The sequence below is a fragment of the Cohnella lubricantis genome (assembly GCF_014212015.1).
Taxonomy (GTDB): domain Bacteria; phylum Bacillota; class Bacilli; order Paenibacillales; family Paenibacillaceae; genus Cohnella; species Cohnella lubricantis.
In genome coordinates, this window is the sequence record NZ_JACJVN010000017.1 from 1 (window position 1) to 25,612 (window position 25,612).

A 25,612-nucleotide genomic window follows, 5' to 3' on the forward strand; every position below is an offset into this window, starting at 1 on the left:
GGACAGCGGTTCGTGAAACCTCCTTGGAGATTCGAAAGAATAGTGGACATCGACAGTGACGGGCGGCCGCGGGATTCTTATACCACCACCTGGGCCGTCATTTTCAGGTGGATGTTCGGTTCTCACAATGATCTGCTTAACTAAAGCTCTGATGACCTCACGCTTGAGTTCTGGAGTTAAGTCGTTATCTATTTTGCTTCGGATCTCTCGGAGCATAATCTCAGCCGTATCGAATTGCTGAACAAGTCCATCCTCATCTTTAATCTGTTCCTCAAGTTCCCGAACTCTCTTTTCAAGGTTAGAGCGTTCGGTCATCATATCCTGCAGTTGCTGCTCGACGTCAGCTGCTGTAATAACCTTCTTCCGGAATAGAGAAATAATTTCTTGTCTCTCTGTATCTTTATCGGTAATCGACGTTCTTAACATCTGGATTTCTCGCTCAAGCGACTCCTTTATGGACTTTCGATCCTGCATATTCCCGGACAATTCTTTTATGAGTTCACCTGGATTACGAATGAAAGTGAGGCACTCTTCCCAAACTTTTTCCTCGATCCACTCCGCTGGGATATTACGCGAGTTGCATTTTCCTTGTAAAGGCCCTCTATATGGATTCTTTCCTCCGCAAATATAATAGGCTGTTGGCCTCTTGTCCTTACCATTGAACATTGATCCAACATAAGTTATACCGCATGTTCCGCACTTGATGATCCCACGAAGTAAGTATAGCCTCGAGTAATTTCGATTTGACTCAATTTGATGGGATTTTAGTTCGGTTTGCGCTGCCTCCCACCTCTCTTCGGAAATAATGGCCGGCACTTCGCGTTCAATCAATTCTCTTTCCCTTGTTGCTCTTTTTCCGTATATGTGAAGGCCCTTGTAGGTTGTACTCCTAATCATGTTGTTGATACGACCTGGGCTCCATACGCCTGCAGTCTTCACTTTGCGAACTCCTTTTTTTACCCTTCGACCATCGCGCACATAAGATGGCGGTATTTTAAGGTCGTTAAAGTAGTCCGCAATTTGAATCGTTGACCACTGGCGCTCAACAAGCAGTTCGAACATCAACCTGACGACTCCAGCTTCGGACAATTCGGGTTTGGTAGGGATAGGTTCCTCGGATATTTCGAGATAGCCCTCATCGTCTTTACGATAACCATAGGGAACAATACCACCCAACCATTTACCTTTGCGAGCTGCGCGATTTGCGCCATGCCACATCGTATCAAGCATTGTATCGCGGTCTAACTCAGCTTGTCCGGCGAGGACAGTAATGATAAAGCGGCCAACCGGATCACTTGTGTCGAACGGCTCGGTCATACTCTTAACCTTAACGCCGTACTGCTCAAGTTGGTAGACAGCGTCGAGGGTTACACGAGCCTTGCGGCCAAGACGCTTCATGTTGTAGATCAGTACCATTTTCACTTTACCGGCCTTAGCGTCTTCTATAAGACGTTTTCCATCAGGTCGCTGTTCGAGAGGGATTGTGCCTGAAATACCATCGTCTTTGTACCAGTCGACGATGTCTAATTTATGGAGATCGCAATATTTCTCGCCGAATTCAATCTGGTTCTCGATCGTTTCACGGTCCTGCTGGTCCTCTGACGAAACGCGGACGTACATGTGGACACCCTGTACGGCATTGATGAATTTATCGACTTCTTTCGCAACTACAACCATAAGAGTGTACCTCCTTGCGAATATATGTTCGGTAATGTTTGGTAAAGAAAAGCCCGGTGGAGGGCTTATTCTTCGTTATCCTTCTTGTGCTGCTCAAGGAACCGCCTGAACATCTCAGCCGGCATAATGAGCTTGTCCAAATCAGAATGCCCAAGGCGAGCTTCTAGGCGGTTCCGATCGACACCTACGAGGTTACCCTCTACAAAGAGGTCATTCGGTTCGAGGAAGTCCGTCCGGTCGTTTTCGAGAAACCCCATGGATACCTCGGTGAAGTATGTTTTCTGGCTGTCCGGCAGGCGGGCTTCGTCCGGTCGGAAGATGACGATCTTGGTCATTGGGCCGCGTTCTACTTGGATACGGAAGAGCATGGTATCACCTCGATAAAATATAGATGCAAATGACCAATACTAAAGCAGTGATGGGATATAAAATAACCCATCGAGCCATTTGCTGATTTCGTTTAATCATATGACCGACATCTGTTTGAACAGGGGCGGGCTTCTTGCTAATAAGATCGCTGCCGCAGTGCTTGCATTTGATAGCTTCGTCTTGAATCTCTTCTGCGCAATAAGGACATTTTTTCAAAATAATCATCCCTTTAGCATATTTGTTTTCGCTAATCTGTTTCGTAATTTCTCAAGCCGTATCGGATATCCACCTTTAGTTCCATCATCGAGATTAAGTGCTATTGCCTTTTCGCAAACTTTAATTGCATCAGAAAACAGCCCTGATTTTTCATAAACAATTGAAAGACATTTGAAGGATGGAATTAATGGAAGAAAGGGATAATGCGGGTGTTCCTTCCTGTAGGCAAAGATAAACGATTCTATGCTCTGTATATCCTTTTCGCAAACTGTAATTAGTTTCTGAATGGCATCAGGATGCTCAGATTTGAATTTATAATATAGCTTTATGAGCTTATTGAAATCAAAGTGAAGTTGATATGGATTATCTTGATGTTCAATGCATCGTTCAAGCATGTATTGTTCTGTGCGATGGTAGTCATTAAGAAACCAATCCATGATATCCTCCGAATAAATCCCGATCGGCTCGGGGATTGGCTGTAAGATATTGTTTGGTGCCACACACTTCAATTCCATCTATCATTATCTTGACATCAAGAGTAGATAGTGGGGAATGAGATTGCAAATACTCGGACTGAAAGTGAGTGGTAGGACTGGTGATAACTCGGACTTCAAATGGATTGACTTAGATGATGTTAATTACATCAACCTCTATCGTCCGAGCAAGTCAGCCGAGCAGATCCCGGTTTACCATACTTCCGGCGGCGACTTCATTCCAGTGCTGACGCTTAAGGACTTGTCCCAAGCATTAAAGCCGCATGGATTTATCCGAATGGAGAAGTCGACGATCGTTAACCGGAACAGAATCAAGGCTCGAAAATGCAGCAGAACAGAGATTAAAATCGAATTTGTCGATTCCTGCGAGTTATCTGTATCCCGTAGAAGTCGTATTAAATAAGGTTTTTGTGCATTTTGACCCCCTTATGTTGTGAGAATTATTCGACAATGATCGACACATAAAGCCAGCAAAACCATATATAATCAATTTTAACGATGATACGAGCCTTTGACTTTACCAAAAGGTAAAGTTTCGAGCAGGGTCGGGAGGCATTTCTCCTCCGTGCCTCATTCATCAAAATAAAGCCATTCGTACAGCATGTCGGAATTCGGAAGTTTCAAGGCTTTTGCGACAGTGTACCTTGTTGCGCTTCCCATTTTTTTGTAATCGTTCGCATATTGGGAGAGTTGGCTTTCAGAGATACCGGTGATTATGTGGACATCGCGTTGACTGATACCGGTAGCGTTGTACCAATGATGAAGGAGGCAACGACCCGGCTCATACCGCATCGCGCTACTCCTATGGAATTATTTTGATAGTGTTCGCTTGTTTGCGAACGATTGTTCGTATTAGAATAAGAGAACAGAGACTCCGACAATCAGATTGTAATAAATCAACTCCTTTAAAATACATAATGAGGCGGTGCTCAATGTGGAAGAATTATATTCAAAAATCGAAAAACTCCTTGATCAGAAAAACATTGGTACAAGCCCAAATGACTTTATCAATGAAATTAACTTGATTACTGATTCCGTTTTGTCTTCGCATAATTATCAACTAACTGTTTTATCGTATCTACAACAAAGGGATCGTCGCGAAGAGTGACGCCGTATCGATTTTCAGCTTCCTTAATTATCTCATCATAAATACTTTTTGGGAGGACCACGGCGTCCTCTTTTTTTTCAGACCTATTCAATAGCCAATTAGGTGAAACATCGTATAATTCCGCCAGCTTAAGAAGCGTCTCCGTGTCTGGATCTCGGTAGTCTCTTTCGTAACCAGAAATAGCTCCGTTTGAAATCCCTAATTTCTTCGCTACCTCTATTTGTGTATATCGTTTCTTCTCTCTGGCAGCTTTTAATCTCTCTCCAAGCGTCAATGCACAACACCTCCAATCCATAACACCTTAATAATACCAATACTAAGCGTTCTGAATAAGTTTTTACGCGAAAAGCGCAATTTGTTATTGACTAAGCGAAACGCGCAAATTATAATCAAATTAAAGTTAAGCGTAACGCTTAGTTGGGAGGTGAAGATATGAATCCAATTATCAATCGTATTGAAGAAATTCGGGTGAAGAAGGGTGTCACGAAGACTCATATTGCAAAGCACTGTAATCGCTCAGTTTCTTGGTATAACGATATCGCAAAAGGCCGACGCCGAATGTACCTTGAGGATATCATTCCGGTTGCTGAAGCGTTAGGCGAGAAACCAGAATATTTTTTTCGCCAAAAACTAAGCGAATCGCGCAATGTTAACACCGCATAAGGAGGCGAACACCGTGAGCACACCAGATCCCAAGGGATTCACTTACAACCCAACTTATGAGCCTGACCGCGATCGGATGCTTAAGGCCCTCCAGGCGGTGCTTGTAGCGCCAAAACGACGGGAAGATGAGGAGCCTACTAAAGAGCAAGAAAACGCTGAATCCGGCGGTGTTGCTTAATTCCATTTTCGAAAGCGAGTTGAAGAAATGCCGCGCATTCACTTCGCGAGCAAGCAGCACGAGCAGAACTTCGGGAAGCTGAAAGTGAAGTTTCCGCAAGTCGATCGTGAAGCAGATTATCGAGCTGCATGTTACATAGCTGCACATCCTTCAATCTTCAAATGCTTCAATGCTTTCCGCCAGAAACATGGTCCATTCGATTGGTACTTCGATTACCTGGAAGATCCGGATGACTTCATCGCTCGTCGCGACCGTGGATTAACCACCGGTGACACCGCGCCGCTCACCAGTCAATCCCGCGAGCTTCTAGAACTCGGCTTGAGCCTCTGGAACAGCTACAAATGCGACATGAGCATGGTGATGGATCTGGACAAAGAACTTTACCTCGTTGCATTGCAAGCGATTGATCTGAAGCGTCGACGCCCAACGATTGATTACTTCGATCTTGCTGACGACCTGATCGATCGAGAACCGTGGGAGTAAAAAGATAGCCCACCCGAAGGTGAGCCAAAGCAGGGTGTGGGGTGCTGGGTACGATTAAATCGTAACCCCAAGCGAGTGCACAAGCATAGATCACTTTCGTGCCAAATCCGCTCGAAGATGCCTGAGTTTGTGCCAATTTCGCGCAGAACCGTACTGGAAGGAGGTGAGAGAAGTGTCAGTAGGAGATGTTATTCGGAAAGTCAGGGTCTCCAGCCGTAAGACGCAGGAGGAATTTGCAGCAGAGTTACATCTTGATCGCACTCAGCTCAGTCGGGTCGAAAGAGATGCTCGAAGAGCAACTCCAGAGTTGGATCAAGTTCTGGCTCGAAAGAATTGGCGGATCGCGCTCGAGATTATGGACGAACGGACCGGCGGGTATATCAGCAACATCCTGCACGATCTGCCTAACCTCGACCTGCATCCAGCAGCGCTGAAGGACGTGTTGCTGAAGGAAGCCGAGGAATTAATGGCATCTTTGGGGGGGCTCGTCTTGGCAAGGCATATTGATCCGAACAAACGCAAAGAGATCGCCGAGCAGGTCTATCACGAGATCCGCGATGTGGTCGAGAAAGGCGTCGTAATGCTCGGGGTCATCGAAGAGGAGTTTGGTCTTGACCGCGAGAGGCTGATTCTCAAGCACGAGATGCAAATCAAGAACGGAGAGAGGTGATAGACATGCGAACGACTGGACGAGCGTGGATGGCGCTAACAGAAGGCGAGAAGATTTCGGCATTATCGTATGCGGCTCATTTGTCCGCGAAACGGTGGAAGCGTGCATGAAAAAGACCCCTTTGCAGAGGGGCCTCGGTAAAACATTGATGCTTCTATTCTAACACGAAGGGAGCAAAACGGGAATGGGTGTTCAGGTAATTCAGCAAAATTCGAGTTCCGCGGCCGAAACTCGCGCGCTGGACACGGTTGGAACTTGCGCATATATCTTCTGTGGCCGTCCGATTCACTTCACCGAAAGGGTCATCCAGCAAGGCGACCAACTGTTCTGCTGCGAGGACCACTTCGTTCGCGAAAACGGCGCCCGGATCGTTAAAGCCGGCACTGGGGAATGGACGATCTAATGGGCTTCCAGTGGATAAGGACTGATTCAGATAAGGCCGCAGCCACAATGGTAGTCGCACGGATTTGCTTCAAGGGTGTCGATCGCGAACGGGCGATCCTCGAGACGCTCCAGAACGGTATGCACTGCCATTTTCCACATGAAATGCCTGAGAGAGAAATGTTTCGCTTCCGCCTGATGGTGGATGAACGCTTAATCAAAACACATGAACGGAGGAAAGAGTATGAAGCGCATTCAATTGCTTCGGCTCACCTTGCTCAACTTCAAGGGAGCCCGCAACTTCACCCTTAATGCGGAGGGCAAAGAGGTCCGCATCTACGGCACGAATGAAGCCGGTAAGACGACACTCGCTGACGGCTTTACGTGGTTGCTGTTCGGTAAGGACACGCAGAACAAGACGGACTTCGGTATTAAGACGCTGGACGAGTTTGGCAAGGAACTGCACAACCTCGAACACGAGGTCGAGGGGTCGTTCCTGGTCGGAGGCATGCGCCGGACGCTCCGGAGAGTCTACCGCGAAGTTTACACCCGCAAGCGCGGCGCGGCAACGCTCGAATTCAGCGGTCACACGACAGATTACTTCGTTGACGGTGTGCCGGTCAAGAAATCGGAATATGAGGACGAGGTGGCCGCTCTCGTCGACGAAGAATACTTCAAACTCCTCACGAACCCCACCTATTTCAGCGAACAACTCGACTGGCGGAAGCGCCGCAAGACGTTGCTCGATGTATGCGGCGACATCACGGATGACGATGTGATGGCCGGAAACAAGTCCTTGGCGGCTCTGCCGACCATCCTGCAAGGCCGCACGATCGATAAACACAAGGCGGTGATCGCGGCCCGCCGCAAAGAGATCAACGAAGAACTGCAGAAGCTGCCGATCCGAATCGATGAAGCCTCCAGAAGCATGCCGGAGACCGACGGTTTGGACAAGCAATGGATTGAGACTCGCATCGCTGAACTGACGAGTCAGCAGGACGAGAAGCGAGCGGAAATCTCCCGGATCCAATCCGGCGGCGAAGTAGCCGTCAAGGAACGTCGACTGCGTGAGATCGAAGGCGAGTTGCAGCAGCTCAAGAACGAACTTCAAGGCGATACGTTGGAGCGAGTTGCGGCCAAGCGTCGCGAGGAGTCTCGCCTGCGGCAAGAAGCAGACGACATTCGCTTCGAGATCGAGACACTTGAACGGCGCATCAAGAGCCGCGAGCAGGCAATCTCCGAACGACGCGGCGAAGCGGATCGGCTCCGGTCGCAATGGAAGGCCCGCAATGATGAGCAGTTCCACGGGCACACCCATGATGAGAATTGCCCTTACTGCGGACAAGCCCTACCTGCTGAACAAGTCGCCGCAGCCCATAGCAAGGCGCTGGCGGAGTTCAACCGCGCGAAGGCCGAGGCACTCGAATCGATCTCCAGACGCGGTAGGGCGGCGACGCTTGAATCCACACGGTTGGAAGCGGAGAATATCGAAGCTTCTGATCTTGTCCAAAAGCTAAGCGTGACATGCAGAGAGAAATATTCTGATGCAGAGTTCGCTGCTAAGGAACTCGCGACACTCCAATCCAACGTGGCCGACGTCGAATCGCATCCAGCATACATCCAGAAGCGTGAGGAACTCGCCTCGGTTCGCCAGGAAATCGTTAGCTTGCAAGAGTCGGCATATGACGCCGTTGCCGTGGTACGTAGCGAACTGGACGAACTGAACGCCGCGATCGCCGGCTACCGGCAGGATCTAGCCAAGTTCGAACTTGCTGAATCGACCCGCAAGCGCATCGCCGAATACGAGCAGCGGGAGAAGGAACTTGCCGAAGAATTCGAAAGGCTGGAGCACGAGCTTTACCTGACGGAAGAATTCACCCGGGCCAAGGTTGCCATGCTCGAATCCCGTATCAACAGCCGGTTCCAGTTGGTTCGGTTCAAACTCTTCAAGGAGCAGGTCAACGGCGGCTTGGAAGAATGCTGTGAAGCGACGTACAAAGGCGTTCCGTATGGCGCCGGCCTGAACAACGCCGCACGGATTAATGCCGGTCTCGACATCATCAACACGCTGTCGGAGCACTTCGAAGTATCCGTACCGATCTTCGTGGACAATGCCGAGTCGGTCGTGGAACTGATCGATACGGTCGGACAAAAGGTTTGCCTGGTCGTCAGCGCGCTGGACAAGCAACTCCGCGTCGAGACGATCGGAGAAGAAATGAAGGAGGCGGTATAAGATGAATGAATTCTCCACGGCCCTTGTCAAAGTAACAGACATCTACGCGCCGATGATCGAGCGGCAGCTTAACGGAAATGGGGTCCATTTGGACCCTTACGCCCGGCAGTGTGTTGTTAACGCTATCTCGGTAATCAATTCAGTGCTTGATTCCAAGGCGATTTCTTGGAACGACGAGAAGCTCGACAAGAACAATATCACTCAAGTCCTTATGAATGTTGCAGCGCTAAAATTGAACGCTGCGGCAAGCCCACGGGAAGTGTTCTTTCAGATTCGCAACGTCAACGTGAAAGCAAAACCAAGCGACCCGGACAACTGGCGTAAACAGATTGAGATGGGCATCGAAGGGGACGGGAACGACGCCATTCTCAATCGGTTTGGTCGAAACGTCAAGCAAGTCCGTCCTTATTGGCTTGTTCGCGAGAAGGACCACTTCGAATACCCCGGTTTTAATGGGCTCGAAATGACGCCACCAGTGTGGCGGCCGACAGGGCAAGGCGAAGTCGTTCGGATCGTCTATCCTATCATCTTCAACGACAACAGTATTCAGTATTTCATCGGCGAGAGAGACGATGTGGTTAAAAACCTGATCGCCCACATGAATAACAACATGATGAATGAAACGTTCGGGGTATGCGCGGACCGCTTCAAAGCTACGTCGGAGCAGAAAAAGCAGATCGCCGCTAAGAAGGCAGAAATCCTGAAGAAAGCTAAGGAAGCCGGACTCGGTGCCCTGGACGACCCTGAACTGCAGCAATACATCAGCCCGGCGTGGTCTGAGTTCCACAGTCGCGAGCAAATGCTGATCCGCAAGATGCGGAACAACATCGTCAAGAAGATCCCGAAGGACTTCGGCAGCGCGTTCGTCGAGATTTTGCACAACAACGTGGCGGATGAGACGTATTCGTCGGTCCAGCGGGAGATCAGTGAGAATGCGAATAGCGAGCCGATTGACGTGGAGGCAAAAGTAACGAATGAGACGACGGAAGCGGTTCCGAATTCGATAACCGAAACACCGGTTGGCGGCGAAGCTACTCGAGAGGAAGGTAAACAGGAAGATCCCGCGCAAGGCGACCTGTTCGATCAAGAAATGGCAGCCGCTGAAGCATACGCCGCTGGTGTCGGCGCAACTCCAGACTTCTGATGATCACTATTAAATCGTTCGGAAGCAGCTCGGCCGGCAACTGCTATTGGATATCAGACGGTCGGTCAGAACTTCTGCTAGAAGCCGGCCTCCGCTTCGCAGACATCCGCAAGGCGTTGGACTTTCGCGTCTCCCGCCTTGCGGGCTGCCTTATCAGCCACGAACACGGAGACCATAGCAAATCAGCCAAGGACCTCATGAAAGCCGGCGTGACCGTCTACGCTTCGCAGGGTACATTTGACTCCTTGAAGATCAGCGGACACCGCGCGCGGCCTGTGCGCTCCAAGGAGCAATTTACGGTTGGTTCGTGGACAGTGATGCCGTTCGATGTGGAGCACGACGTGGACGAGCCCATCGGCTTCCTGATGACTAACCATGACGGTGACAAACTGGCGTTCTTGACCGACACATACTACTGCCGGTACACGTTCAGCGGAATCACTCATCTGATGGTCGAGTGCAACTACTCGCTGCGGATCCTCGACGAGAACATCGCCGCCGGGCGCGTCCATCCCGCGATGCGGCCCCGGCTGCTCCGGTCACATTTCAGCCTTGAGAACGTTAAGGACTTCCTCCGGGCGAATGATCTATCGCAACTACAGGAGATTTACTTGTTGCACCTTTCGGACAGCAACAGCGATGAAGCACTGTTCAAACGCGAGATCCAATCTATCACAGGGAAGCCGGTATACGTCGCCGGTAGATGAAAGGAGGGTCGCCAATGTGCCAGAAGTTGCAGGATATGAAGATACTCATTCCGGAAATCCCGAGCGAGTGGACGCAACGAACTAGGTCGGGAAACACGAACATTTGGAATGATTTGTTTTATCGGAATGGATTACCGGAAGTTAAACTAGATCCTCCCATGCGCGGGCTGTACGCGGAACGTTTTGAGGATGGTTGGTACTGGGTATGTGGGTGTCAAAAGTGCCTAGGAATCTTCGATAAGCACTCCTACATTACTTGTTATGAACACGATCGCTGCGAGACGTGCGGAATTCATAGAAGCGAGTTGAAAGAGGTTCCATGGGGGCTCATCGCTGGATGGCAATGCAATCCATGCAGAGAAGCAGAACGAGCAGAACGAAAGTCTGAGGCACTGTCGGCTGCGCAAGCGCGCGGCCATTCGGAAGATGACTGTTGGCGAACGAACGAGGTTATCTGCCCTGTATGCGGCTCTGAGAATTCATCAGATGACATGCACGGATCTTCTGAACATGAAGTAACTTGTTGCATTTGCGACGCAGAATTCATCGTTGAAGTTGAGTACGACCCGAAATATACATCGCGACTTAAGCATACGGAGGAGGCGGACGATGAAGGATCGGCTGCGTGAATTGCAGATGAAGGACGTCGCCGACATGCAAGCAGTTCAGACGCTAATTGACGCCGGCATTGATCCGGACGAAGCGGCAGGAGCGACGATCGGCGGCCGGTTCCAACTCTCCGAAACGACGAGGGAAGCCCTTGTCAGACATTGAGTTCCCGGACGAGTTCGGCCAGCCATTGCTCCGGTCTGGTATCGCCGACCACGTCTGGCGGCTCAAAGAGACGGACCCAGAAGCGTTCAGGGCGAAGGTGATCGCATACTTCGCCCTCTGCTATCCCGGATGGCGCGTTGTCCGCGCTCAGTATCCAACGATCTATCTACAAGATGAGAGGGGGCAGAAAGCGTGAAGCACGATCGCAGACCTAACAGACGACAGATGAGAGCCATTGCCGCAGCTGGCTTGATGCCAAGCGAGTGGTATGTCGTTAAGAATCTGTCAGGCGAATTGCACATCAAGAACCGGTTCACGGACAAAGTGAAAGTCATTCCTGCGTGAGAGGGTGAACAGCATGCCAATCGGCGACTTCAATCCTTATCCGAAGGAGAAGCAACTGTTTCAACGCCGAACCAAGCCGACGCAGCGTCAGATGGGCGAGATTAGCCCGAGCGTGGACCGCGAGCTTAAGGATCGGTCAGGATATGTCTGCGAGGTGCGTAAGCGCTGTAGCGGCGCCAGAGCGACGCAGAGGGCGCACACGAAGGGCCGGCGAACGATACCGCGAAAGACAGCGGTCGACGACCTCTTCCATGCCTGCGTCGGCTGCCACATCTGGATGGACGAAACGCCGGAAGGAATCCGGTTTAAGAGGCAAGTACGGGAGATTGGCGGCACTACGGTTTATCTGCAACAGAATCTGAACGCATTAGGGGGATGAGGGGAATGTCCGAAAGCTACCCCTTCCCAACATATTCAGGACTACTGGAGCCGAAGCATTACGAGAATATCGGTATGGCAATCTGGCTCTTCCTCTGGTGCATCAGCTCCACGACCAAGGAAGTCCAGCGGGATGGGATTACTTGGGGAATTGTCCTCGGGAGCAAGCCTGTCAAAATCGATTACTTATCCAAGCAGTTCAATATAAACAGATCAACGATCAAACGGTGGGTAGATACCCTGGAAGAGCACGATTATATCAGAGTAACACGAGCTCCATACGGTCTGATATTCGAGGTGAGAAACTCCAAGAAGTACACGAATCAGAGACAGCTCGAAATTGCACCATCTGAACAGAGAGATAGCTCAAAAATGCACCATCTGTTAGATAGTGATGGTGCAAATATGAACCATCAGCAGTGCAAAAATGAGCCATCTAATAAAGATATTATAAAGACCTTGATTGATAGATTGATAGACGGATTGAACGATGTCCGATTCTCGGAAGAAAGATGCGGGGTTCTTACGACCGTCGTGGCTTCCTTGTCCACGAGACAAATACATCTTGACGACCAGACCATTTCAATCCGCGCCGCAGAAATCGAGCGCTATTACATGGCTCGGAAGAATCGCATTCATCCTGTTGGCGCCGATTGGGTGCCGATCCAGAGAATCTCGAAGATGCCAATACCGATGGAATACATCACCTTCGGGATCGACCTTGCATTCGCTCGGCATGCACTGACAAAGCGCTGGCCGACCGACGAGATCAATCAGTTTGCCTACTGCGAGAAAGTCATCATCGGGACATGGAATCGACTGCTGAGCGATATTGCCGCGTACAACTCGCCGGCAGAGGCGGAAGTCGTGCCGATCGGCCAGGCACAGCGACGAACTGGCAAACAACGGAGGCTAGATGATCTAAGGCGGAAGGCGAAGGAGGAACGAGAGCGTGGACAGAGCTGACGTCATTGAGCTTTTCATCGAACTCAAAACGGCTTACCCGAATTTCGATGATAGCGACGAAAATATTGATTTGCACTTCAAGTACCTTAAGGATTTTCCATTCGGAGACGCGATGAAGAATGTTGAGAAGCACATATTGACCGAGCGGTTTCCACCGACGATCGCCGACATCCGCGGCCGTCTCGGCGACCTAGCGGACAGCCAGCGAAGCAAAGAAGCTGCCGAATCCTTTGCCGCTCAGATCGAACTCTGGAAGCGAAATGCAGCGCCACCTCCGGACGGATACTGGGAGACCATGAAAGCGAAATTGCGAGGTGACAGTGCATGAACATGGAAGACTTCTTGGGCATTGAAACACCATGCGACATCGCGGCAGAGCAGGCAGTACTCGGAGCAATCTTGACGGAACCGGCGACAATCGAAACCGTCCGGGAAACGCTGCAGGGCGGCGAGTTTTTCGACAAGTCCCATGCACGGATCTACAGGGCCATGCTTAAGGTGCAGGACGTTGACAACCCGCTGGACTTGCTGACGATTACAGCTGCGTTGCAGGACAGCAAGGAACTTGAAGACGTCGGCGGTGTAAGCTACATGACGAAACTGGCTAACGCGGTTCCCACCACGGCCAACGTCGGATTCTACGCCGACCGAGTCGCCGATATGTTCTTGCGGCGCCAGGCAATCGAAACATCGCTCGAAATGCTTCGGCAAGCTGCGAGGCAGGAAGACGTCAACGGTTTCGTATCGATGGCAGAAGCGGCCGTTTCCCGGCTCTCCGATCAGGCAACGCCAGCAAAGGAATTCCGAGAGATCAAGGATGTGCTCATGGAGGTGTGGGAGCAGGCCGAGCAACGGTACAACAACCGCAACACCTTCGGGGGCGTCACCGGCATTCCTACAGGTTATCGCGATTTAGATCGAATGACTGCCGGCTTCCAGCGAAGCGACTTAATCATCGTCGCGGCACGGCCGTCAGTGGGCAAGACGGCATTCGCGTTGAATGTCGCTCAGAATGTCGCTGTTAAGACGGATGAGACCGTTGCCATTTTCAGTCTTGAGATGTCTGCCGGCCAACTCGTTCAACGTATGATCTCGTCGGAAGGGAATGTTGACGCTAGCCGCATGCGAACTGGATTCTTCGAAGGTGATGATTGGGAGAAGATGGGCGGCGCTGTCGGAACCTTATCCGAGGCGAAAATTTTCATCGATGACACACCGGGAATCACAGTCAACGAGATCCGATCGAAATGTCGGAAACTCAAGAAGGATAAGAGCTTGGGCATGATTTTGATCGACTATCTGCAGCTGATTCAAGGAAGCGGCCGGCGCGGTGCTAATCGGCAAGAAGAAGTGTCTCAGATCTCCCGTACGCTCAAGCAGATCGCGCGCGAACTGGAAGTGCCGGTCATCGCATTGTCGCAGCTCTCCCGCGGCGTAGAACAGCGGCAGGACAAGCGTCCGATGATGTCAGACCTTCGAGAGTCGGGTGCGATCGAGCAGGATGCCGACATCGTAGCTTTTCTGTACCGAGACGATTACTACGACAAGGAAACCGAGAAGAAGAACATCATCGAGATCATCATCGCGAAGCAGCGCAACGGTCCGGTAGGCACGGTCGAGCTCGTGTTCCTGAAGAACTTCAACAAGTTCGTCAGCTTGGATCGCGGGCATGACGAGCAGACGTTCAGCAGCCAACACAAGCCGACGGGAACATCCGGGAGGGAATGGGCGTGAGGCTGACCATACCCGGTACGACACCGAGCGTCAACCATATGTACAAGGATAAGTGGATTAAGGGCCGTAAATATCGCGTTCTTACGGATGAAGCGCAAGCATGGGCCGACGAAGCGGTTCTACTGGCGAAGTCGTGGCGGAACAGAACGCGGTGGTCGACGCCGGAAGGCAAAGTGGTTGTTAATCTTTGGTTCTTCTTCCCAGACAATCGGAAGCGCGATACTCATAACGGGCAGAAATTGTTGCTTGATTGTCTCGAAGCAGCAGGGATTTATGAAAACGATCGGTACGCGTTGCCGCGAATCATGGACTGGGAGATCGACCGCGCCAATCCGCGAATCGAACTTGAAATATTTAAGCTTCAGGAGGTTGCATCTTGAGCATTCCGATTTTAGACCAGCTCACCGAACTCGGAGAGCACGAAGAAACGATCATCGTCATCCAGGGACAAGCGTTCCTGGTTACGAGAGCCACTGAGGATGATATCGAGCGGATCGGACGAGGTTACTTTTGCATGGATTAGGGAGGAATCCGCATGAACTGGAGACTCGCATCAACATCCCAATTATACGAGATCGCCTACCACGACGACGGCGCACACATCGAGCACCGAATAGCTGCCGCAGCTGAAATCAAGCGGAGGAACCGCAGAAAGTACGGCCGGACACATTTCAAGATCAAGGAGGTCTACCAGCGATGACTCAGATGAAAGTATGGCGTCTGTCTCCGGAGCAAATGAACGCATATGAGTCCGGCGAAGACCTTGGGGAGCCTGATGTTGTCGTTCAACCAGCATCACTGGCCGGCATGAACGAATGCACAATCGTGCGACCGTCGCTTAAGCAGAGGATCGGGCAAGGGCGGATACCGATGCGGCAGCCTCGAGACAGTTTTGGAGAGTTAGTCAACAAGCCGATCGCGTTGCCGGTACGAAAGGTGAGTGGGAAGCCATGAACCGCGATGAGCGCAGGAGAGCATTCCAGATGCTCAAGAGCCTGTCGGTAGATAAGTTCTGGGCGCACATGAATGTTCTCCATACAAGGGCGTACGCCGCCGCAGAGCGCCACTATCAAGAAGCGATGGACATCGTGCTGACGCCGAAGCAAAAGGCAGCGGTCGTCGTCAAGGCGGTTGAGATTCGCGAGCTGTGGGACGGCATGGCGACCGTCACGACAGACGAGACGGAGATGGAGATATTTAATCCACCCGAACAGGCGCGTGAAGCTACGTGATCGTACGTGATCGCAAGAACGTACTCGCACAAATCAGCGCCATCGAAGATGGCACATGCGCAGCATGCGAAACCAGACAGCGGATGCAAGAGGCATACGGCCGGCGTGGGCATTACGCTAAAATCTCGTACCATTGCAACCAGGTCTGCCCAATAGGCCGCCAACTGCAGGAACTCGGGAAGTATCTTGTCAGGAACAAAAAGGCTCCGACAACAGCACCACGCCAGCAACGCAGGGAATGGATGCTGAACGAGGATGAGGTAGCCCAATAACAGCGACATAGTCGCAAGGGAGATGGATAATCCATGATCGAGGTAAGCTGCCCCGTATGCCTCAAGACGCACAATATCGAGTCGTGGCACAACGCAACGGCCCGTAAATACGACGCTGAATGGATGGTGCCGATCAACGATCCGGTGTACGCCGACGCCACATATATCTGCCCCAACTGTGGTAAGGAGTCCGTCGGTCATACATTGACCATTAGCGCGTAAGCGAGGGGGCCGAACCCCTACCCCATATCAGACCCTATAGAGCCTATATACGGCTACCGCTTCGCTGAGATTATTCGGTCGGGACGAAGAAAGGAGAAAGAGCATGAACGCACCACGGATATTACACTACCCCGGCAGCAAGTGGTCGCTCGCCGAATGGATCATCAGCCATATGCCGCCGCATACGACGTACCTCGAACCATTCTTCGGATCCGGCGCGGTGTTCTTCAACAAGGCTCCGTCTGCGCTCGAGACGATCAACGACATTGACGGCGATGTGGTCAACCTGTTCAAGGTAATTCGGGACCGTCCAGGCGAATTGGCGCGCGGCATAAAGTGGACTCCATGGGCTCGGGGAGAATTCTATACCTGCAGCCGCCCGAGGGGGGGGGGCGAGGCCGAACTCGAACGCGCCAGAATGTTCCTTGTCCGCTGTTGGCAAAGCATACGCGTAAAGACAGGATCGATATCCGGATGGAAGTGCCGCGCAACTGCAGATGATGCTTATCGAGTTAAGCAGTGGAACGAACTGCCTGAGAAGATCGCGGAAGTTGCGGAACGGTTGAAGCAAGTTCAGATCGAGAACCGTCCGGCGCTGGAGGTAATCGCTCGTTACAAGCGACAAGATGTGCTGATCTATGCGGATCCGCCATACCTGCTAGGCGCGAGAAACGGAGCAATTTATCAGAACGAAATGGACGAGACAGATCACGCGCAGCTGCTCGAAGCGCTTGACGGTCATCCCGGACCGGTATTCTTGAGCGGATACGATAGCCGACTCTACAACGATAGGCTGAAACATTGGAGGCGGGAGGAACGGCAGCAGGTCATAGAGACGGGGCAATCCCGAACTGAAGTCCTCTGGATCAATCCAGTAGCAGAAGAACATGCCGGGAAGCAGTTGACCTTGTTTTAGGAGAGGAGATAGACATGCAGGAAATCATTGTAGACAACTTCGCGGGCGGTGGCGGCGCCAGCACCGGCATCGAGATGGCAACAGGTCGCAGCGTGGACATCGCGATCAACCACGACCCCGCAGCGATCGCCATGCACGAAGCAAATCATCCTGAGACGGAGCATTACTGCGAATCGGTCTGGGATGTTGACCCGCGCGCGGTTGCGGCGGGGCGGCCGGTCGGGCTTTGTTGGCTCTCCCCGGACTGCAAGCACTTTTCCAAGGCCAAGGGCGGCAAGCCCGTCGAGAAGAAGATTCGCGGTCTCGCATGGGTGGCGCTCCGATGGGCAGCGACCGTTAAGCCGCGAGTGATTATGCTGGAGAACGTAGAGGAGTTCAAAACGTGGGGGCCGCTCGTCATCGGTCCGGACGGCAACCAATGGCCGGACCCGGCGCGCAAGGGGCGGACGTTCAACAGCTTCGTCAATGCGCTGCGGCGGCAAGGTTACGAAGTCGACTGGCGTGAGATGAGGGCGTGCGACTATGGCGCGCCGACGATCCGCAAACGCTTCTTCCTTGTGGCACGCCGCGACGGCCGACCGATAGTCTGGCCGGAGCCAACGCATGGCGATCCGGAGAGCGAGGCGGTAAAGTCCGGTCGATTGAAACCGTGGCGGACGGCGGCGGAGATCATCGATTGGACGATTCCTTGTACATCGATCTTCGAGAGGGTGCGGCCACTCGCCGAGAACACCATGCGACGTATCGCCCGCGGAATTCAGCGATTTGTAATTGACAATCCGACGCCGTTCGTCATTAAGGTCAACCACAAGTATGACCAGTTCCGCGGTCAATCGCTCGAAGAGCCGCTGCAGACTGTAACTGCATCCAATGGATACGGATTGGTCACGCCGTACGTCGCCAGAATCGGCCAAACGGGATTCGGTGGCGACCGGATGCAATACGAGGCGACCGATCCGCTCACGACGATTACGACTAAGGCTGAGCATCTTCTCGTCGCTCCGTTTCTCACCCAATACCATTCGTACGACGACAGTGCGCGCGGGCAAACGCTCGAAAGGCCATTGTTGACGCAGGACACTTCCAACCGCTACGGGCTCGTCGCCGCATTTATCGCGAAGCACTACGGCGGCATGACAGGCGTCGGAGCAGACACACCTCTTCCGACAACGACGATGCGCGGGACGCAGAACCAATTAGTCACGAGCCACTTGATCAAGTTGCGCGGGACGTGCGCGGACGGTCAGCCGGTAACGGAGCCGGCGCCTACCATCACGGCCGGAGGGATGCATGTCGGGGAGGTGCGGGCTTTCCTGCTGAAATACTACGGCAGCGCGGACAACGGCCAGCAGCTCGACGAGCCGTTGCACACGATCACCACAAAGGACCGCTTCGGCCTCGTGACGATCGAGGGTGTCGACTACCAAATCGTCGACATCGGGATGCGGATGCTGGAGCCGCACGAGCTGTTCGCCGCTCAAGGCTTCCCGCGGAACTACATTATTGACCGGGACGCTAACGGCAAAAGCTACCCGAAGTCGGCGCAGGTGGCGCGCTGCGGAAACTCCGTTCCGCCGCCGTTCGCAGAGGCGCTTGTGCGCGCTAACTTACCCGAACTTTGCACCGGATCGGGCCGCGCACTGACGTTCGAGCGTTACCGAGAGGCAGCTGGCCAGCTGCAGTTATCAATATAACGCACGCGGAGGCCGTAACCCGGTCTCCCTCCCCTAATAACCTAAAGAGAGGAATGAGATATGGATGCCTAAGATGGGAATTTGCAGTTTCTCAGATGGTGGAATACATCTCACCGACTTTGTTGCTCCAAAAGCAGATTATCCTGACGCCGAAAGCTTCGTAAAGGCTTGCAAGTTCGAATTCGACTACGAGGAAGACGGCGATTTGAAGTACGAAGAGAAGATCAAGGTGGAGAACGTCAAAGAGGGGCATTGCCGATGGTATCCAGTTGCGCCGGAAGGATGCGACATAGACGGCGGGTGTTATAGCTTCAGCAAGCCCGGACCAGGAGCATTTCCAGTTTGGTACATTCCGCTCCAATAACCAATAGGAGGCAACCAATACATGAGTGCGATCAATCATCACTGTACTGAATGCGGCATGCTGTTGAGCCATCCGGCTGAGTATCACCCTTATGAATTCTGCATCCTCAAAAAGGCGGGACAAGATCCGCGCAGGCTGTACCACAACATCGCAAAGCACGCTGTCGCATCGGCTCCGTCTGGTGACTATATATCCAAGAAGGAATTGTTGGAGTGGGCAAGCAATCGAAAGTCGATGCACAGAACGTCCATGCCCTACGATATGGGAATCGTATTCATGTGCGATTCACTGGCGGCAGAGATCATATCCGGCCGTTTCGACATCCTCTCCCCAGCAGAGGGACGGTATAGGGAAGCGATGGAACGGATCGTTGATGTAATGGCAGACGATACATCGATCAGAGCGCAACGAATCAACAACATCATCATCTCAGCCCTCTCCCCTATCGGTGAGCAGAAGGAGGATACAGAGAAATGATTAGATTTACAAAGCCGGATGGAAACTCGTTTTACGTCAGTGCTGAAGCAATCTCGGCAACGTCTCATAAATTTCCCGGTGAAACAAGGATTTACGTCGGATCGACGATTGATGATTGCTTTGTTGTCACCGAGTCTCCCGAAGAAGTAGTCCGCAAGATCATGGAGTACAAACGGTACCGAATGGTACATCAAGTAGCGGCATCCGAATTGGACTCCGATGAGGAGAGGTCGGCATTCAGCGGACTCCTCTGGCTCGCCGGGCTGGAGGATACCCCCGATGAATGATAAAGAAGAAGTAGTGCCAATCAGAGATATCGGCGATAAGGTGAGCGTTAGACATCTCTCATTCTTCAACGAAAAGCTAGACCGACTAACGTCAGCTTGGACGCCCCACATCGAAGTAGACGGAGAGATGCTAAAGATTCGCGACCCGAATAATCCACTTGGCTTTATTACCGCTGATACGAGGCACAAAGCGCGGAAGATTGCGATTCAGGTTCGGGATGAGATGCGCAAGCATCTGTGGGAAAGGAGTCAATCCGATGCCCAATGATAAGGATACGCTAGAGGAGATCAAACGGAAGTACGCGATGCACGTTTACGAGGGGCACGAAGACAACGTGAACGACGTTATCCGCTATCTCCTCCAACAGAACGAACAGCAGCAAGCGGAGATAGAGCGAGAAAAGGAAGAATTAGATCGTCTCAACAACGTCATTTTACGCCTCCAAGAAGACTATGAACGATCGCTTGCCGTTAGCGAATCTCTCGGTCACCAACTCCAACAGTCCCGAGAAGAGAACGAACAACTGATCAAGGATAGAGATTTCTGGGTGAATCTATACAATCAAGAACGTGATTTGTGCAAGGGGCAAAAGGAGAATCTGCGCGAAATCAACGAACGAATCGGCGCAGATGCCGAGAATTTGCTAGTGGAGAACGAACGGCTGCGGGGAGAACTGGAACAGGTTAAGGCAGAACGGGACGATTACCGTAAGGTACTGGAATGGTACGAAAAACGCACGAACTGGGAGTATTTCGTTGACCACTCGGCGCCAGCGCTCAAGGATAGTGGCGAACGTGCCCGTGACATCCTATCCCGTTATCCATCAGAGAAAGGAGAATAGCCAGAATGAGAGAGATTAAGTTCCGTGGTCGTCGCGTCGATAACGGAGAATGGATTTACGGAAGTTTGCTTGACGGAGATATTATTGTTTCCGGTCAAGTGGATGCGGACGGTGATTACATCGGTGTAGGAGAATGGAGTTCTGTCGACCCCGAAACAGTCGGGCAGCTCACAGGTCTAAAAGACCGCAACGGCAAGATGATTTATGAGGGGGATGTGTTGGAAGGAGGATTGGTTATCGAATACGGTAGAACATCATGTGGATGCTGTAGTTACGTGCATGGATATGACTTAGCACAAAATGACCCATATTACGAATTACCGGAAGTCATCGGCAACATCTACGAGAACCCATCCCTATTAGGAGACACAGGAGGGGATGGGGGATGAAGACGGAAGATACGCTATCGCTAGAACGCGACATATGGAAAGCCACGAACAAGCAGGGCGTATTCGGATGCTTGGAAGTCACGATAGGGTGGTTCGGGGATGAGCGAGTAGATTATATGACCTATGACACGAAAGGCATCTTCCGTTGCTACGAAATCAAGGCATCGAAGTCCGACTTCTATAGTTCCGCCAAGAAGACGTTTGTCGGACACTTTAACTATTTCGTGTTGACGAAGGAACTATACGAGCAAGTGAAGGAAGATATTCCGCGTCATGTAGGTGTGTATGTTGGATCTCTGCTGGTGAAAAAAGCGAAGCGGCAAGAGTTAAAGGTCGACGAGCAGATTTTGAAGGATTCGCTCATTCGTTCCCTATCACGAGACGTTGATAAGCTGTTCAAGAGCGCAGATCCAGAGTACACCAACCGAATGACTCGCATCATAAATAAAGAGCGCAAGGAGAAAGAAGAGTATCGGACAAAGTTCTGGAACCTTCAGCACAGAGTGTGGGAAAAGTACGGTACACGGTGGGATCGTGAGCAGGAGACAGCAACTTCATAGGCCGCAGGCCTCCGTCTCGACCGAATCAGCGCAGCCGAAGGCGGAGGCCGAATAAGGGTCTAATCCATCAAGTATAGGAGGTAATAGAAAGAACCTACAGCCGGGGCCGGAGATGGATGCGAAGTTGGCACATTTATTCGGGTGGTACAAGAAACATGATGAGCAATTCAAGTTGGACATGTGGCACAGCAACACGAGTAAATATGCGACATCTTCGCTTGATTTCTCCACCACATGGAACGGAATGCAACAAGTAGTAGAGGAGATGCAGCGGAGGGGATGGGACTTCGCACTCGAATCATTAACGTATGACGGAATCAAGTATCACGCCAGATTCTTCGAGCGGATTGAGGGCGGATATGGCGAGTACGACAGCGAAGCATCATTCCCTCACGCCGTATGTATGGCAGCACTCAGCGCTCTGGAGGGACAGAGAGATGAATCTAACCAAAGAACAAATTGACCGGCTAATGAGCTGGTACGAGTGCCTTAAGGTCGAGAACCCGAACACTATCGAACCGGAAGACACGAAGCTGTACGAGGAACTCAAACAAAATAAATAAGACAAGCCCCCGGAGCGTTGGGGAACGGAGACCGGGGGCGAACAGATATTCCTACACCAATAATACCATATCAGCGGGGTGTAGGGGATGATCGCATTGCAGATGGATCTATTTCCGCAAGCGACAGCAGACGAGATCAAAAAGACCAAATCGCTGCTGGCCGAGTACAGAAAGATGAAAGTTAACGTCGCTGAATTTGAAAAGGAAGGCATCGAGAACCTTGCGCCGAAAAAGAGAATGACGTACAATGCAATCGCGAAGGCTGTCCAGGAACTCGAGAGAGCTGTCCGACTGATCTTGGATCCGGAAGTCCGGCAGATCGTTGAGATGCGATATATTCGCGGCGAACGCCACAAGGTGACGGTGATTCGACACAGCAGCATGCACCCTTCAACCGTCGATCGCAAGCTGCAGGAAGGTATCGAGTCCGTCGCGAATTCTCTCAAACTTTTCGAGGAATAAAGAAAGGTGGCGGCACATGGGAGAGCAGTATATCTACGTCGTGGACCCGCCAGGAAGCACTGGTGAGAAGTGCGAATGCGGAAAAGATGCTGCATTCTTGATAGGGATATGCGGTCATGAAATTCATGCATGTGAAACGTGCATTGCTGAACTAGGAAAAAGCATTATCGACGCATTGGTGTAAATAATGCGTGTAAATCGCGTGTAACGTGCGTCAAATATGCAAGTGCCATAGGGGTACAGTGGAATCACATAGAGCGGAAACGCTCGGGTGATCGCCGCTGTACCCCTTATCGTTTGCGGCACCCGGCCATGCGGTGGGTCAATCAGACCTTAGGCGCTAGTCGCCGAGCGTGTGGAGATGGGGATGGGTTCGAAACCCTCTTTATTATTTGCATTTTCTTCACTGTCTCGGATTTTCCGGAACGGTGAAGAGGATGCAAATCCTCTGCAAGAAGGTGTGCGCGCATTCGCGCAAGGGTAAACGCTCCGTTGATGGTCAGGGTGGGGGCCTGTGGGCGACACGTCAACTCCGATATGTAATTGTCAGTATATTGTGTGCAGCATTATCTGACGATTGGAGGGGGCGGAAATTAACCGTCATGCGTGGGTCTGGAGGGTCCCGTTAGTTGATACGCATGGCGCAATGGAAGACCATCGCATTTCCTTTGACACCAAAGGGCTGCGATGGTCTTTTTTAAATCCTAATTGGAGTGATGATGATGTCTCGAGCGAACAATCTGCCTCCTGATCTGGTGCTGCAGCCTGATAAGTGTAAGAGGTGCACCTATGGCAGCTGGCGAGAGACTAGACAATATTGCCCTTTTCAAAAGTGTGTGAAGGAGGATGACGCCATTGTTACGACAACTCGCAAATTGGATGGTTCGAAAGACGCTTCCGCTCGCCGGCCCGGAGCCGAAGAATAGGCGGGAGCGCCGGGTGCGGAGAGCTCAGAGGCGGGTTTAGCGATAAATAGAAAAACACCGTTGGATGCTACCCAAACGGTGTTTATGCAACTTAGAATCGTGGAAGACTGAGCAAGTTGTCAACTGTAGTCGTATTGGCTTTCGTGCGAATGTATGCGGGTCGTCCAGTGGGATGGACGGTCTCCACATTCGCTTTTGATCCATACTGATTGGTGTAGTAGTACTCATATCCGATATCGATGTAACTTACCGCTTGTTCTCTGGTTTCCACTGTCCCCGTGGATAGCTTGACATGGGTGATATGTTCGGTGGATGAAGAATAGCTATTTGATAAGCGGATGTGGGTAATCTGACAGAGTCCGGCCATGGCTTTTCACCTCCCTCCCTATACCTATACGGTATATTACGGGACTGGCTTATGCAAGAATAAAAGGAAGAAAGAGGGTGAACCCGTGAGAATAGGCGACTGGGTCCATACGAGTCACAACATGAACAAAATCACGGGTTTTCTTCTTGACGTAGACGAGGATAAACTGACAATTCAAGTTACCATACCGGCGAATTACGGAACAATTGTTATGGATAGTAAGGGCGTTTGGAGCTCCGATGATACGATATGGCCTGACGACATCCCAGTTTTGATCGACCTTTCGTTGGCTATGCGAGATCGTAACTGGTTCGATAAATGGAGATATGAGTTATCTCTGTGGCGGCCGGTTGATCAATTTTTCCACCAGCCGAGTAAATCATAAAACAAAAAGCCCCGGGCGTTCTTCGCCACGGAGCTTCTTGACCGATGCTTTCGGATTTGTCTCCTATTATATCATACATTGGCGTATTGTGGAAGATGATGTATGATTATGGGCGGGGGGTGATCAAGGTTTGGAGAGCGCATTTGATGACGTAACAAAGATGATGCAGGCAGGTGCTTGGCTCATTGCCAAGATCGCATTCATTTACATATTGTTACCCGAGATTGTTGCTATCGTCGTTTTGGGCGGGGTTCTTAAGGTGCGAGGGGATATATTCAAAATTCTCATGATAGGCATTACGTTGATTTGTGCCTATCTATTTGTTCGCTTTGGAATGCATCAGATCGTAATGGAATCAGTTAAAATATCGAATACGAATTAGCGCCTTCGGGCGCTTTTTTTATTTAATGTGCGAGGTGGTGATCATGAAGTTTGTCCAGCCGATCCGTGACAAGGCGCTTATTGTCCAGATCAAGAATTATCTTAAGGTTCGGAGCTTCCGAGACTATCTGATGTTCTCGATGGGCATTCACAGCGGGCTGCGGATATCGGACTTGCTCAACCTTCAGGTATGGCAAGTGCGTGGGCAACTTCATGTCACCTTTGTCGCCGAGAAGACAAAGAACCGACGGCGGAAACGGCGGAAAGAAAAGAAATTCATTATCCACCCGGACTACCGCGAGGACTTGGAAGTCTACATCCGCGATATGCCGGATGATGCATATTTATTCGCTAGTCGACAGCGGAAGCGAGATGGAAAATCCGGGCTTCCAATTTGCCGAGAGACAGCTTGGAAGATGCTGAGCAAGGCGGCCAAGCATTTCGATCTTCAAGAAATCGGCTGCCACTCGCTGCGCAAGACTTGGGGCTATCACATGATCATGGGATCGCCTCCGGAAGAGATGAACTACGTCATGGCGTTACTAATGGAGGCTTTCGGTCATGAGACTCAAGAGGAAACTTTACGGTATTTGGGGCTCACGCAAGACACCTTAGACCGCATGATTCTTCGTTTGAGTTTCACACAATCCGGTTAATGTTGCAGTCGAACTGTGTGAAATAGAAAATCCAGAAATATCAAGGATTCTGGATTTTCATGAGTGCAACAGAACCAGGGTTGTGTTGAACTCTACT

Annotated in this window: 40 protein-coding genes and 1 pseudogene; 35 read left to right on the top strand and 6 right to left on the bottom strand. The window is 51.3% G+C overall.

Annotated elements, in window-relative coordinates:
* The 4 genes from H4Q31_RS03855 to H4Q31_RS03870 all read right to left on the bottom strand — a co-directional run.
* Positions 1–1,677: recombinase family protein (locus tag H4Q31_RS03855; protein WP_185177752.1), on the bottom strand; the 1,677-nt coding region annotated here is incomplete at its 3' end.
* 65 nt (positions 1,678–1,742) lie between these two features.
* Complete coding sequence (locus H4Q31_RS03860; RefSeq protein WP_185177753.1) at positions 1,743–2,012, bottom strand: hypothetical protein; 270 nt, start codon at positions 2,010–2,012, stop codon at positions 1,743–1,745.
* 37 nt (positions 2,013–2,049) lie between these two features.
* Positions 2,050–2,271 (bottom strand): zinc ribbon domain-containing protein, encoded by a 222-nt coding sequence (locus tag H4Q31_RS21345; RefSeq protein ID WP_245347192.1) that lies wholly within the window; start codon positions 2,269–2,271, stop codon positions 2,050–2,052.
* A complete protein-coding gene (locus H4Q31_RS03870; RefSeq protein ID WP_185177754.1) occupies positions 2,268–2,699 on the bottom strand; it encodes a hypothetical protein in 432 nt (143 codons plus the stop codon). The genes H4Q31_RS21345 and H4Q31_RS03870 overlap by 4 nt, the downstream gene beginning before the upstream one ends.
* A gap of 115 nt (positions 2,700–2,814) precedes the next feature.
* Between H4Q31_RS03870 and H4Q31_RS21930 the strand changes: the two genes are divergently transcribed.
* Positions 2,815–3,159, top strand: a complete 345-nt coding sequence (locus H4Q31_RS21930) for a LytTR family DNA-binding domain-containing protein (protein WP_185177755.1) — start codon at positions 2,815–2,817, stop codon at positions 3,157–3,159.
* 622 nt (positions 3,160–3,781) lie between these two features.
* On the opposite strand, the gene H4Q31_RS03880 is transcribed toward H4Q31_RS21930, so the two are convergent.
* Positions 3,782–4,138: a helix-turn-helix domain-containing protein gene (locus H4Q31_RS03880; protein WP_185177756.1), complete on the bottom strand. Its 357-nt coding sequence runs from the start codon at positions 4,136–4,138 to the stop codon at positions 3,782–3,784.
* Positions 4,139–4,296: 158 nt separating this feature from the next.
* Here H4Q31_RS03880 and H4Q31_RS03885 point away from each other — a divergent pair, with 158 nt between their 5' ends.
* The 33 genes and pseudogenes from H4Q31_RS03885 to H4Q31_RS04040 all read left to right on the top strand — a co-directional run bounded on the left by H4Q31_RS03885 (position 4,297) and on the right by H4Q31_RS04040 (position 22,800).
* Entirely contained in the window at positions 4,297–4,527 is a 231-nt protein-coding gene (locus H4Q31_RS03885; protein ID WP_185177757.1) for a helix-turn-helix domain-containing protein, read from the top strand.
* A 13-nt stretch (positions 4,528–4,540) separates the two neighbouring features.
* A complete protein-coding gene (locus H4Q31_RS03890; RefSeq protein WP_185177758.1) occupies positions 4,541–4,705 on the top strand; it encodes a hypothetical protein in 165 nt (54 codons plus the stop codon).
* Positions 4,706–4,732: 27 nt separating this feature from the next.
* Positions 4,733–5,188: a DUF2538 family protein gene (locus H4Q31_RS03895; protein WP_185177759.1), complete on the top strand. Its 456-nt coding sequence runs from the start codon at positions 4,733–4,735 to the stop codon at positions 5,186–5,188.
* Positions 5,189–5,360: 172 nt separating this feature from the next.
* Positions 5,361–5,483, top strand: a pseudogene (locus H4Q31_RS21535) (helix-turn-helix domain-containing protein); the annotation flags it as partial.
* Between the two features lie 12 nt (positions 5,484–5,495).
* Positions 5,496–5,858, top strand: a complete 363-nt coding sequence (locus tag H4Q31_RS03900; RefSeq protein WP_245347206.1) for an XRE family transcriptional regulator — start codon at positions 5,496–5,498, stop codon at positions 5,856–5,858.
* A gap of 184 nt (positions 5,859–6,042) precedes the next feature.
* Positions 6,043–6,261 (top strand): hypothetical protein, encoded by a 219-nt coding sequence (locus H4Q31_RS03905; RefSeq protein ID WP_185177761.1) that lies wholly within the window; start codon positions 6,043–6,045, stop codon positions 6,259–6,261.
* Between the two features lie 222 nt (positions 6,262–6,483).
* Complete coding sequence (locus H4Q31_RS03910; protein WP_185177762.1) at positions 6,484–8,472, top strand: AAA family ATPase; 1,989 nt, start codon at positions 6,484–6,486, stop codon at positions 8,470–8,472.
* A 1-nt stretch (position 8,473) separates the two neighbouring features.
* Positions 8,474–9,616 (top strand): hypothetical protein, encoded by a 1,143-nt coding sequence (locus H4Q31_RS03915; RefSeq protein WP_185177763.1) that lies wholly within the window; start codon positions 8,474–8,476, stop codon positions 9,614–9,616.
* Positions 9,616–10,323, top strand: coding sequence for an MBL fold metallo-hydrolase (locus H4Q31_RS03920; protein ID WP_185177764.1), 708 nt, complete (start codon positions 9,616–9,618; stop codon positions 10,321–10,323). The genes H4Q31_RS03915 and H4Q31_RS03920 overlap by 1 nt, the downstream gene beginning before the upstream one ends.
* Positions 10,324–10,932: 609 nt before the next feature.
* Entirely contained in the window at positions 10,933–11,097 is a 165-nt protein-coding gene (locus H4Q31_RS03925) for a hypothetical protein (RefSeq protein WP_185177765.1), read from the top strand.
* On the top strand, positions 11,084–11,293 hold the full coding sequence (locus H4Q31_RS03930; RefSeq protein WP_185177766.1) for a hypothetical protein: 210 nt from the start codon (positions 11,084–11,086) through the stop codon (positions 11,291–11,293). The genes H4Q31_RS03925 and H4Q31_RS03930 overlap by 14 nt, the downstream gene beginning before the upstream one ends.
* Positions 11,290–11,442, top strand: coding sequence for a DUF6906 family protein (locus tag H4Q31_RS03935; protein WP_185177767.1), 153 nt, complete (start codon positions 11,290–11,292; stop codon positions 11,440–11,442). Before H4Q31_RS03930 ends, H4Q31_RS03935 begins: the two co-directional genes overlap by 4 nt.
* A 13-nt stretch (positions 11,443–11,455) precedes the next feature.
* A complete protein-coding gene (locus H4Q31_RS03940) occupies positions 11,456–11,821 on the top strand; it encodes a hypothetical protein (RefSeq protein ID WP_185177768.1) in 366 nt (121 codons plus the stop codon).
* A gap of 5 nt (positions 11,822–11,826) precedes the next feature.
* Positions 11,827–12,786, top strand: a complete 960-nt coding sequence (locus H4Q31_RS03945; RefSeq protein WP_185177769.1) for a helix-turn-helix domain-containing protein — start codon at positions 11,827–11,829, stop codon at positions 12,784–12,786.
* Positions 12,773–13,114, top strand: coding sequence for a replicative helicase loader/inhibitor (locus H4Q31_RS03950; protein WP_185177770.1), 342 nt, complete (start codon positions 12,773–12,775; stop codon positions 13,112–13,114). The genes H4Q31_RS03945 and H4Q31_RS03950 overlap by 14 nt, the downstream gene beginning before the upstream one ends.
* Entirely contained in the window at positions 13,111–14,520 is a 1,410-nt protein-coding gene (gene dnaB, locus H4Q31_RS03955) for a replicative DNA helicase (protein WP_185177771.1), read from the top strand. The genes H4Q31_RS03950 and dnaB overlap by 4 nt, the downstream gene beginning before the upstream one ends.
* Positions 14,517–14,900 (top strand): RusA family crossover junction endodeoxyribonuclease, encoded by a 384-nt coding sequence (locus H4Q31_RS03960; RefSeq protein ID WP_311771681.1) that lies wholly within the window; start codon positions 14,517–14,519, stop codon positions 14,898–14,900. Before dnaB ends, H4Q31_RS03960 begins: the two co-directional genes overlap by 4 nt.
* Positions 14,897–15,043, top strand: coding sequence for a hypothetical protein (locus tag H4Q31_RS03965; RefSeq protein WP_185177773.1), 147 nt, complete (start codon positions 14,897–14,899; stop codon positions 15,041–15,043). The genes H4Q31_RS03960 and H4Q31_RS03965 overlap by 4 nt, the downstream gene beginning before the upstream one ends.
* 12 nt (positions 15,044–15,055) lie before the next feature.
* Positions 15,056–15,220 (top strand): hypothetical protein, encoded by a 165-nt coding sequence (locus H4Q31_RS03970; protein ID WP_185177774.1) that lies wholly within the window; start codon positions 15,056–15,058, stop codon positions 15,218–15,220.
* 250 nt (positions 15,221–15,470) lie between these two features.
* Complete coding sequence (locus H4Q31_RS03975; protein WP_185177775.1) at positions 15,471–15,752, top strand: hypothetical protein; 282 nt, start codon at positions 15,471–15,473, stop codon at positions 15,750–15,752.
* On the top strand, positions 15,749–16,024 hold the full coding sequence (locus H4Q31_RS21935; RefSeq protein WP_185177776.1) for a zinc-finger domain-containing protein: 276 nt from the start codon (positions 15,749–15,751) through the stop codon (positions 16,022–16,024). The genes H4Q31_RS03975 and H4Q31_RS21935 overlap by 4 nt, the downstream gene beginning before the upstream one ends.
* A 33-nt stretch (positions 16,025–16,057) precedes the next feature.
* Positions 16,058–16,246, top strand: coding sequence for a hypothetical protein (locus H4Q31_RS03985; protein ID WP_185177777.1), 189 nt, complete (start codon positions 16,058–16,060; stop codon positions 16,244–16,246).
* 103 nt (positions 16,247–16,349) lie between these two features.
* Positions 16,350–17,162 carry a DNA adenine methylase gene (locus tag H4Q31_RS03990; protein WP_185177778.1) on the top strand — a complete coding sequence of 271 codons (813 nt, stop codon included), beginning with the start codon at positions 16,350–16,352 and terminating at the stop codon, positions 17,160–17,162.
* 14 nt (positions 17,163–17,176) lie between these two features.
* Positions 17,177–18,856 (top strand): DNA cytosine methyltransferase, encoded by a 1,680-nt coding sequence (locus H4Q31_RS03995; RefSeq protein WP_185177779.1) that lies wholly within the window; start codon positions 17,177–17,179, stop codon positions 18,854–18,856.
* Between the two features lie 64 nt (positions 18,857–18,920).
* Entirely contained in the window at positions 18,921–19,220 is a 300-nt protein-coding gene (locus H4Q31_RS04000; protein WP_185177780.1) for a hypothetical protein, read from the top strand.
* 21 nt (positions 19,221–19,241) lie between these two features.
* Complete coding sequence (locus tag H4Q31_RS04005; RefSeq protein WP_185177781.1) at positions 19,242–19,697, top strand: hypothetical protein; 456 nt, start codon at positions 19,242–19,244, stop codon at positions 19,695–19,697.
* The gene (locus H4Q31_RS04010; protein WP_185177782.1) at positions 19,694–19,984 is read left to right on the top strand and encodes a flagellar FlbD family protein; all 291 of its coding nucleotides are present in this window, start codon (positions 19,694–19,696) and stop codon (positions 19,982–19,984) included. The genes H4Q31_RS04005 and H4Q31_RS04010 overlap by 4 nt, the downstream gene beginning before the upstream one ends.
* Positions 19,977–20,252 (top strand): hypothetical protein, encoded by a 276-nt coding sequence (locus tag H4Q31_RS04015; protein WP_185177783.1) that lies wholly within the window; start codon positions 19,977–19,979, stop codon positions 20,250–20,252. Before H4Q31_RS04010 ends, H4Q31_RS04015 begins: the two co-directional genes overlap by 8 nt.
* A complete protein-coding gene (locus H4Q31_RS04020; RefSeq protein ID WP_185177784.1) occupies positions 20,242–20,826 on the top strand; it encodes a hypothetical protein in 585 nt (194 codons plus the stop codon). The genes H4Q31_RS04015 and H4Q31_RS04020 overlap by 11 nt, the downstream gene beginning before the upstream one ends.
* Before the next feature lie 5 nt (positions 20,827–20,831).
* Positions 20,832–21,215 carry a YopX family protein gene (locus H4Q31_RS04025; RefSeq protein ID WP_185177785.1) on the top strand — a complete coding sequence of 128 codons (384 nt, stop codon included), beginning with the start codon at positions 20,832–20,834 and terminating at the stop codon, positions 21,213–21,215.
* Complete coding sequence (locus H4Q31_RS04030; protein WP_185177786.1) at positions 21,212–21,775, top strand: hypothetical protein; 564 nt, start codon at positions 21,212–21,214, stop codon at positions 21,773–21,775. The genes H4Q31_RS04025 and H4Q31_RS04030 overlap by 4 nt, the downstream gene beginning before the upstream one ends.
* Before the next feature lie 437 nt (positions 21,776–22,212).
* A complete protein-coding gene (locus H4Q31_RS21540) occupies positions 22,213–22,338 on the top strand; it encodes a hypothetical protein (RefSeq protein ID WP_260440096.1) in 126 nt (41 codons plus the stop codon).
* Positions 22,339–22,425: 87 nt separating this feature from the next.
* Positions 22,426–22,800: a hypothetical protein gene (locus H4Q31_RS04040; protein WP_185177788.1), complete on the top strand. Its 375-nt coding sequence runs from the start codon at positions 22,426–22,428 to the stop codon at positions 22,798–22,800.
* A 1,017-nt stretch (positions 22,801–23,817) separates the two neighbouring features.
* Here the strand turns inward: H4Q31_RS04040 and H4Q31_RS04045 are convergent.
* Positions 23,818–24,093, bottom strand: coding sequence for a DUF3892 domain-containing protein (locus H4Q31_RS04045; RefSeq protein ID WP_185177789.1), 276 nt, complete (start codon positions 24,091–24,093; stop codon positions 23,818–23,820).
* A gap of 810 nt (positions 24,094–24,903) precedes the next feature.
* Between H4Q31_RS04045 and H4Q31_RS04050 the strand changes: the two genes are divergently transcribed.
* On the top strand, positions 24,904–25,515 hold the full coding sequence (locus H4Q31_RS04050; RefSeq protein ID WP_185177790.1) for a tyrosine-type recombinase/integrase: 612 nt from the start codon (positions 24,904–24,906) through the stop codon (positions 25,513–25,515).
* Positions 25,516–25,612: the final 97 nt, after the last annotated feature.

Coding starts and splice junctions, on each gene's coding strand:
- H4Q31_RS03860 (WP_185177753.1), bottom strand. CDS start 2,012: ATGACCAAGATCGTCATCTTCCGACCGGACGAAGCCCGCCTGCCGGAC.
- H4Q31_RS21345 (WP_245347192.1), bottom strand. CDS start 2,271: ATGATTATTTTGAAAAAATGTCCTTATTGCGCAGAAGAGATTCAAGAC.
- H4Q31_RS03870 (WP_185177754.1), bottom strand. CDS start 2,699: ATGGATTGGTTTCTTAATGACTACCATCGCACAGAACAATACATGCTT.
- H4Q31_RS21930 (WP_185177755.1), top strand. CDS start 2,815: ATGAGATTGCAAATACTCGGACTGAAAGTGAGTGGTAGGACTGGTGAT.
- H4Q31_RS03885 (WP_185177757.1), top strand. CDS start 4,297: ATGAATCCAATTATCAATCGTATTGAAGAAATTCGGGTGAAGAAGGGT.
- H4Q31_RS03895 (WP_185177759.1), top strand. CDS start 4,733: ATGCCGCGCATTCACTTCGCGAGCAAGCAGCACGAGCAGAACTTCGGG.
- H4Q31_RS03905 (WP_185177761.1), top strand. CDS start 6,043: ATGGGTGTTCAGGTAATTCAGCAAAATTCGAGTTCCGCGGCCGAAACT.
- H4Q31_RS03910 (WP_185177762.1), top strand. CDS start 6,484: ATGAAGCGCATTCAATTGCTTCGGCTCACCTTGCTCAACTTCAAGGGA.
- H4Q31_RS03915 (WP_185177763.1), top strand. CDS start 8,474: ATGAATGAATTCTCCACGGCCCTTGTCAAAGTAACAGACATCTACGCG.
- H4Q31_RS03920 (WP_185177764.1), top strand. CDS start 9,616: ATGATCACTATTAAATCGTTCGGAAGCAGCTCGGCCGGCAACTGCTAT.
- H4Q31_RS03925 (WP_185177765.1), top strand. CDS start 10,933: ATGAAGGATCGGCTGCGTGAATTGCAGATGAAGGACGTCGCCGACATG.
- H4Q31_RS03940 (WP_185177768.1), top strand. CDS start 11,456: ATGCCAATCGGCGACTTCAATCCTTATCCGAAGGAGAAGCAACTGTTT.
- H4Q31_RS03945 (WP_185177769.1), top strand. CDS start 11,827: ATGTCCGAAAGCTACCCCTTCCCAACATATTCAGGACTACTGGAGCCG.
- dnaB (WP_185177771.1), top strand. CDS start 13,111: ATGAACATGGAAGACTTCTTGGGCATTGAAACACCATGCGACATCGCG.
- H4Q31_RS03970 (WP_185177774.1), top strand. CDS start 15,056: ATGAACTGGAGACTCGCATCAACATCCCAATTATACGAGATCGCCTAC.
- H4Q31_RS03975 (WP_185177775.1), top strand. CDS start 15,471: ATGAACCGCGATGAGCGCAGGAGAGCATTCCAGATGCTCAAGAGCCTG.
- H4Q31_RS03985 (WP_185177777.1), top strand. CDS start 16,058: ATGATCGAGGTAAGCTGCCCCGTATGCCTCAAGACGCACAATATCGAG.
- H4Q31_RS03990 (WP_185177778.1), top strand. CDS start 16,350: ATGAACGCACCACGGATATTACACTACCCCGGCAGCAAGTGGTCGCTC.
- H4Q31_RS03995 (WP_185177779.1), top strand. CDS start 17,177: ATGCAGGAAATCATTGTAGACAACTTCGCGGGCGGTGGCGGCGCCAGC.
- H4Q31_RS04000 (WP_185177780.1), top strand. CDS start 18,921: ATGCCTAAGATGGGAATTTGCAGTTTCTCAGATGGTGGAATACATCTC.
- H4Q31_RS04005 (WP_185177781.1), top strand. CDS start 19,242: ATGAGTGCGATCAATCATCACTGTACTGAATGCGGCATGCTGTTGAGC.
- H4Q31_RS04010 (WP_185177782.1), top strand. CDS start 19,694: ATGATTAGATTTACAAAGCCGGATGGAAACTCGTTTTACGTCAGTGCT.
- H4Q31_RS04015 (WP_185177783.1), top strand. CDS start 19,977: ATGAATGATAAAGAAGAAGTAGTGCCAATCAGAGATATCGGCGATAAG.
- H4Q31_RS04020 (WP_185177784.1), top strand. CDS start 20,242: ATGCCCAATGATAAGGATACGCTAGAGGAGATCAAACGGAAGTACGCG.
- H4Q31_RS04025 (WP_185177785.1), top strand. CDS start 20,832: ATGAGAGAGATTAAGTTCCGTGGTCGTCGCGTCGATAACGGAGAATGG.
- H4Q31_RS04030 (WP_185177786.1), top strand. CDS start 21,212: ATGAAGACGGAAGATACGCTATCGCTAGAACGCGACATATGGAAAGCC.
- H4Q31_RS21540 (WP_260440096.1), top strand. CDS start 22,213: ATGAATCTAACCAAAGAACAAATTGACCGGCTAATGAGCTGGTACGAG.
- H4Q31_RS04040 (WP_185177788.1), top strand. CDS start 22,426: ATGATCGCATTGCAGATGGATCTATTTCCGCAAGCGACAGCAGACGAG.
- H4Q31_RS04045 (WP_185177789.1), bottom strand. CDS start 24,093: ATGGCCGGACTCTGTCAGATTACCCACATCCGCTTATCAAATAGCTAT.
- H4Q31_RS04050 (WP_185177790.1), top strand. CDS start 24,904: ATGAAGTTTGTCCAGCCGATCCGTGACAAGGCGCTTATTGTCCAGATC.